At 39.0% G+C, this 5,343-nt stretch carries 8 protein-coding genes and 1 pseudogene; 5 read left to right on the top strand and 4 right to left on the bottom strand.

Going from position 1 to position 5,343, the window contains the following annotated elements; all coding sequences use genetic code 11:
• Positions 1-10: 10 nt before the first annotated feature.
• From HPY60_11275 to HPY60_11260, 4 genes and pseudogenes are all read left to right on the top strand, one after another.
• Positions 11-517 carry a hypothetical protein gene (locus tag HPY60_11275; protein ID NPV51758.1) on the top strand — a complete coding sequence of 169 codons (507 nt, stop codon included), beginning with the start codon at positions 11-13 and terminating at the stop codon, positions 515-517.
• Positions 499-1,326: an ABC transporter permease gene (locus tag HPY60_11270; protein ID NPV51757.1), complete on the top strand. Its 828-nt coding sequence runs from the start codon at positions 499-501 to the stop codon at positions 1,324-1,326. The genes HPY60_11275 and HPY60_11270 overlap by 19 nt, the downstream gene beginning before the upstream one ends.
• Positions 1,283-2,343 (top strand): annotated as a pseudogene (locus tag HPY60_11265) (ATP-binding cassette domain-containing protein). The gene HPY60_11270 and the pseudogene HPY60_11265 overlap by 44 nt, the downstream one beginning before the upstream one ends.
• Before the next feature lie 99 nt (positions 2,344-2,442).
• A complete protein-coding gene (locus HPY60_11260; GenBank protein ID NPV51756.1) occupies positions 2,443-2,742 on the top strand; it encodes a hypothetical protein in 300 nt (99 codons plus the stop codon).
• Positions 2,743-4,225: 1,483 nt separating this feature from the next.
• Here HPY60_11260 and HPY60_11255 read toward each other — a convergent pair.
• Together HPY60_11255 and HPY60_11250 are read right to left on the bottom strand one after the other, a co-directional pair.
• Positions 4,226-4,492, bottom strand: coding sequence for a DUF4013 domain-containing protein (locus tag HPY60_11255; GenBank protein NPV51755.1), 267 nt, complete (start codon positions 4,490-4,492; stop codon positions 4,226-4,228).
• Position 4,493: 1 nt separating this feature from the next.
• Positions 4,494-4,643, bottom strand: coding sequence for a DUF4013 domain-containing protein (locus tag HPY60_11250; GenBank protein ID NPV51754.1), 150 nt, complete (start codon positions 4,641-4,643; stop codon positions 4,494-4,496).
• Positions 4,644-4,659: 16 nt separating this feature from the next.
• On the opposite strand from HPY60_11250, the gene HPY60_11245 reads away from it, so the two are divergent.
• Complete coding sequence (locus tag HPY60_11245) at positions 4,660-4,845, top strand: hypothetical protein (GenBank protein NPV51753.1); 186 nt, start codon at positions 4,660-4,662, stop codon at positions 4,843-4,845.
• A gap of 113 nt (positions 4,846-4,958) precedes the next feature.
• Here the strand turns inward: HPY60_11245 and HPY60_11240 are convergent, their stop codons facing one another.
• Both HPY60_11240 and HPY60_11235 read right to left on the bottom strand, forming a co-directional pair.
• Positions 4,959-5,246 (bottom strand): tetratricopeptide repeat protein, encoded by a 288-nt coding sequence (locus HPY60_11240; protein NPV51752.1) that lies wholly within the window; start codon positions 5,244-5,246, stop codon positions 4,959-4,961.
• Between the two features lie 18 nt (positions 5,247-5,264).
• Positions 5,265-5,343 (bottom strand): tetratricopeptide repeat protein (locus HPY60_11235; protein NPV51751.1); only part of this gene is annotated, 79 nt, incomplete at its 5' end.

Raw genomic sequence — 5,343 nt, 5'->3', positions numbered from 1 at the left:
AGATAAACCTATGTACTTCGAGGGCACGTTAGAAGAACTTCTTGAAATTGGTACACTTCCCTCTCTGATTGCAGCCCTTAATGCGGTTATGAGACACAGAGGACTTATAGAGAAAACGATCCACTGTACTGGAGATAAACCCAGAAAATGTTCTAGATTGCTCTGCGATTATCTTCGAGTCATAGAACCTGAAAAGATTGGTCTTATAGGCTTTCAACCAGCCTTCATAAAAAGTCTTAGAGAAACATTCGGTGAAGATGTCATGTGTACAGATTTAAATCCTGAAAATGTCAATAAAACAAAGTATGGTGTGAAGATCCTTGATGGGAGAAAACACAACAAAAGAGTCATAGAAAAATCAGATATAATTCTTGTGACAGGTTCTACAATAGCGAATGGTACTTTCGATGAAATCATGGAGATGGGGGCGAATAAAAGGTTAATATTTTATGGTACCACAATCGCCGGGATTGCAGCACTTAAAGGGGTGGAAAGATTTTGTCCATTGGCAGAGTGAACTTATTCTCCATGATCTGCAGATTCATTACAGTGACTTTTGTTTTAATATTTTTTGCTTCTTGTTTTACTCTATGGATCATTTCAGATCCGCATTCTATTTTAACTTCGCTTATAAGCGGAGATATGATTCATTCATTTAAACTTTCCATTATTACAGCATCTGTAGCAACACTACTTGTATTACCTTCTTCAATTATGATAGGATATACACTTTCTGATGATTCATTTAGAGGGATGTCTGTTGTTAGGACAATACTTGACCTCCCAATTGCTTTTCCGGAACTTTTAATAGGAATTCTACTTCTGATGCTTTTCGGTAACACGCCATTGCGTGACATCTTATTTCATATTGGCATCCAGGTTCCTTTTACAGCAACTGGAATAGTATGTGCTCAATTTTTTGTCGCACTTCCATATGCCGTTAAGATGTGCTATTCAGCTTTTTCCAAGGTAGATACTCGCCTTAAATTTGTGTCACGCTCCCTTGGATACGGTGAATTTGAAACATTTAGGAACATAACACTCCCCTTATCAAAGAATGGGATTCTTGCAGCAATCATTATAACATTTTCTAGATGTATAGGTTGTTTTGGGGCTGTACTGATACTGGGAGGGGGAACTTATCAACGAACGGACACTCTCCCAGTTTCACTTTATCTCAATCTATCCTATGGCAACATTGACATGAGCGCTGCTTCGGGAATATTCCTCATGATAATAGCTTTTTTAACGATATTCGCAATCGAAAAAATGGGGGTTAATGATGTCATTCGTGAAAGTGGAAAATCTAAGAATAGATCTTGGTGAATTTGAGATGCACATCAACGAACTCCATTTGAAAAAAGGCGAACATCTTATCATCATCGGACCTAGCGGTAGTGGCAAGTCAATTTTTCTTGAAACAATAATGGGTTTTTATACTCCAGACGCAGGGAGTATCTATATAAATGATGATGAGATAATAACTAAGCCAGTTGAGGAACGTAATATAAGTATAATCTATCAAGATCATTGCCTTTTCCCACATATGAATGTTTTTGAAAACATAGTCTATGGGTTGAAGAAAAGAACAGAAATATCAGAAGATCGCATCAAAGAAGAAGTTGTGAGAGTTTCCAAGATGTTAAAAATAGATCATTTACTCTATAGAGATCCTATAACATTGAGTGGGGGCGAATTGCAGAGAGTTTCGATAGCAAGGGCGATTATTGTAAGACCAAAAGCACTGTTGATGGATGAACCCTTTAGTTCACTAGATCAGAAGACAAAAGCCTCCATAAGAGAGCTTATAAATGATCTGCGAGAGCAGTTTAATATGACAATCATCCATGTTTCCCACGATCTTGACGATATATGGTGGCTGTCCTCGAAGGTTGCTGTAATGGATAAAGGCAAAATTCTCCAGATAGGTACTAAGGAAGAGGTTATTAATCAACCATCAAAGGTTGTTGCAGATTTCTTTGGAATTAATATCCTAGAAGGGATGGTTGAAGGTTATAAAGATGGCCTCACTTATGTAAGAGTGGGCTCATATATATTTAAAACAGTTGATGGAGGGAAGGTCGTGTCACTTTATCAATAAGGCCTGAAAACATTGTCGTGGCGGATAGAAATTCTCCCTTCATATCATCAGCACAGAATAAGTTCACAGCAAGTGTGGAGGATATAGTGGAATTATCAAAAATAGCTTACATCACATTTAAACTTGGAGAGCTCCTTCTTAATTGTGTTATCACGATAAACTCCCTTCATGAGATGGGAATAAAAAGAGGAGCTGAAGTTCTTATATTAATTAAGGCTATAAACATAAAGATCATTGATTAATTCCACTTTTCTCATTTAGTAACTTAAGGGTCATTGTGGACCTACAGCCCTTGCAACGCTCCTAAGTAACCTTGAATCAATGCAACAGAACAGGATCTAATGATTCTCGCTGGAACAAATGAAAATGGAACAACAATATATGGATTAGCAGAGGCAGCTAAAGCGAGAGGTTTAAATGCAGTTAGTATGAAGTTATCAATAGATGATCTTACCCACAACTTAGTGTTCATAACAGCCAATGGTGGACTTCACTTCAGTGTGGTAACAGAAGTAACAAATACAAGCGTTTACCTTGCAGATCCAAGCCTTGGGAACATTGAGATGACGAGGGAGAAGTTTGCTGAAGTTTACAGTGGCTATCACTGTTGTGACCGACCCACACATACAGGACACAAGTAACTCCAGACAAACAACAGGAACTGTAGAGCAAAGAAGTAATCTAACAGATACTAACTCAACTAAACCAGAAAACAAGCATTTAACCAAAAGAAGCAATGTAGAATATAAGAGGCAATTATCACACCAGTTACACAGAATACAAGATAGAATTTAAAGTCCACATTATGAGAGGAGAATAATTGCTGTTTAAAGGTGAACTAGATGAGGAGAGGACATTTTTCTTGTTATTGGCCTGTTTATCTGTTTATTACAGGTTACGGTGTGAGCGTGCTTCTTACAACCAGTCTTCAGATCCCCACTACTAGAAGTGAAATGTTCCCTGAACATGTTACAGGCTAGAATATTGTAAAGTACAAGAATCAGTGCAAACCATTTGATCTCTCCACGATCCAAAAGATCCTTACGCCTTCAACGGCCAGAAGGTCTACTTGAGGCACCGTATCTAAAAAGGAAGAATTTTTCAGCTTAGCAAGACCGGAACATTCATTGTCCTTAAAATCAACACCACACCTGACATACTACTCCTAAGTTACGCCACAACAAACCCAATAAGAAGAGGAGACCACGTAAAAGTGTACGGCGAATATTCTTACCCTCCACAACAACACCACAACTCAAAAACAGAGAACTCCCGGAATAAATTCAGACATTCTGTTTATAGGAATGACTAGGTTTAAATGGGGGGTTAGAGGGTGTATATAAAAAAGCTGAGAGCTTGTGCACATATAAGTTTTAGAGAATCTCCTAAATAATATGTTATCCAATGTTGGTGCCAGGCACCATCATGAGAAAAACCACTTTGAGCTATTCCTGAGGGTTTCAAAAGGATTAGTGCTAGTGGGTATCGGTGAAAAGGTGCGGTAGGTTATGTATTGAGGGCTGCAGTCGAGGTCCTTTAGAAAAGCAGTGCGCAATGTTACTAACTGGGCAATATTCCAACATAACGAACATCAATTCAATCCCATTTTGGGGTCTGATTTTAACAGGGGAGGATTTTCTTTTATCTGACCTCTATCATTCCAAGGTTTTTCCTCTCGAACTTATAAATCTGTTGATTCCAAAAAATGCATTCTAAAATCTTAGAGCCTTGATGGTCGAAGCCAGCAAGTCAGAGCCTATTATATGACCCCATATTCTTTCTCTAGTCTGCTGTGGTATATTATCACAATTTTCACTCCTTTAGAAAAAAATGATAAAAAGGAGATTTTAATCTTCAAGCCCAAAAAATTGGGGAGCATCTACATGGATAAAAAAAATGGGGTGGGATTTTATCGATAAGCGTATCAGAGGCCAACAGCTCTGTAAAGGAACAGAAAAAGATAGGGATACACGAACAAGGCTACTAGTATTATTCTGACCAATAGGGCTGTTAAGCCCACTAAACCGGATATTAGGTGTATGATAAATACTGCTATGAAGAAGATTATTCCACCCACTATTATATATGCGATGTACCAGAGGGTATCTCTCCATCCGATATCTGCTATGACATTTCCCTGATCCAGAATGCTGCGTCAAATTGGCCGTCATTAAACGCCATATGAGCCGGTGCCATTGCTAATAAAAATCCGATATCATGAGAAGAATGAAACCTAATAATAAGGCGGCTCCCACCAGATTGTATTGGATTTGTCACATATCCACTGAAAACATCATGAAGTACACTGAAAATACCAGCAACTTGGATTATTAGTGGTATTATCGTATAGATTATTCCAACCACGAAAACTTTAAGTCCGTCGATGAACATTTCACCCCTCATCAAAGTCTGGAAATTCATTAAAGCCGGATATCGTAGCCTTAAGAACCCTGAAAACATACCCTAAAGCAAAGAACAGTGAAATTAGTGGAATAAAAAACCCTAATAGAAACAGTATACCAGTTTTAAAAACTTTTTCCAATCAGATATCGGGGTACTTGACAACATCAACTATAATGTCACCAACATCCACATTTCACACCCCCCATAGGAATTTTGTCAATCCATTATATATGCAGGGATGGGAAAAATACTACTATCCCCTCAAAGGGGGACTAAAAAGGATGCACATGATCGTGAAATACAACAGGCGACCCCCCAAGCCTCCAAAAGAGAGAATATAAACGGTAGGATAAGCCCAGTTGCCTAACAAGGCATGGTCTCGGCCCCCCTGTTGTTGTGAGCATTGTCTTAACACTCCTCAAAAGAAAGGGAGATGGGAATCAACACCCCCATTTTAACATGTTTCGTTGGATGCTGTCTTAAAGAGCATGCTATGAATCCTCAATCTCTTCCAAGGCCTTCTGAGCCTCCTATACTCTGGGTCTATCTTTAGAGCTTTCTTGTAGGATTTTATAGCCTTTTCATGTTCTCCCAGCTCTTCCAGTGCCCTGCCTCGAAGGTACCATCCTCTTTCATAGTCTGGGTTTATCCTGGTGGCTTCCTGGGAGGATTCTAGAGCCTCCCTTGGCCTTCCAAGATCTAACAGTGCCTTGGCCTTACACCACACAAGCTCATCCTCCAAGGTTATCTCTAATGCTTTCTAACATTCTAGCGCCTCATCATACTTTCCAAGCTCAGCTAGTGCGCATCCTTTGTTGTACCATGCTTCGTCCTTTTCT

It is taken from the genome of Methanofastidiosum sp. (assembly GCA_013178285.1).
In the GTDB taxonomy this organism is placed as follows: Archaea; Methanobacteriota_B; Thermococci; order Methanofastidiosales; family Methanofastidiosaceae; genus Methanofastidiosum.
The sequence above is the reverse complement of the archived record's forward strand: the minus strand, read 5'-3'. Positions and strand labels throughout refer to the sequence as shown.

Excerpts from the sequence above, each read along its gene's own strand:
- HPY60_11275 (NPV51758.1), top strand. The coding sequence starts at position 11 with ATGTACTTCGAGGGCACGTTAGAAGAACTTCTTGAAATTGGTACACTT.
- HPY60_11260 (NPV51756.1), top strand. The coding sequence starts at position 2,443 with ATGATTCTCGCTGGAACAAATGAAAATGGAACAACAATATATGGATTA.
- HPY60_11255 (NPV51755.1), bottom strand. The coding sequence starts at position 4,492 with ATGTTCATCGACGGACTTAAAGTTTTCGTGGTTGGAATAATCTATACG.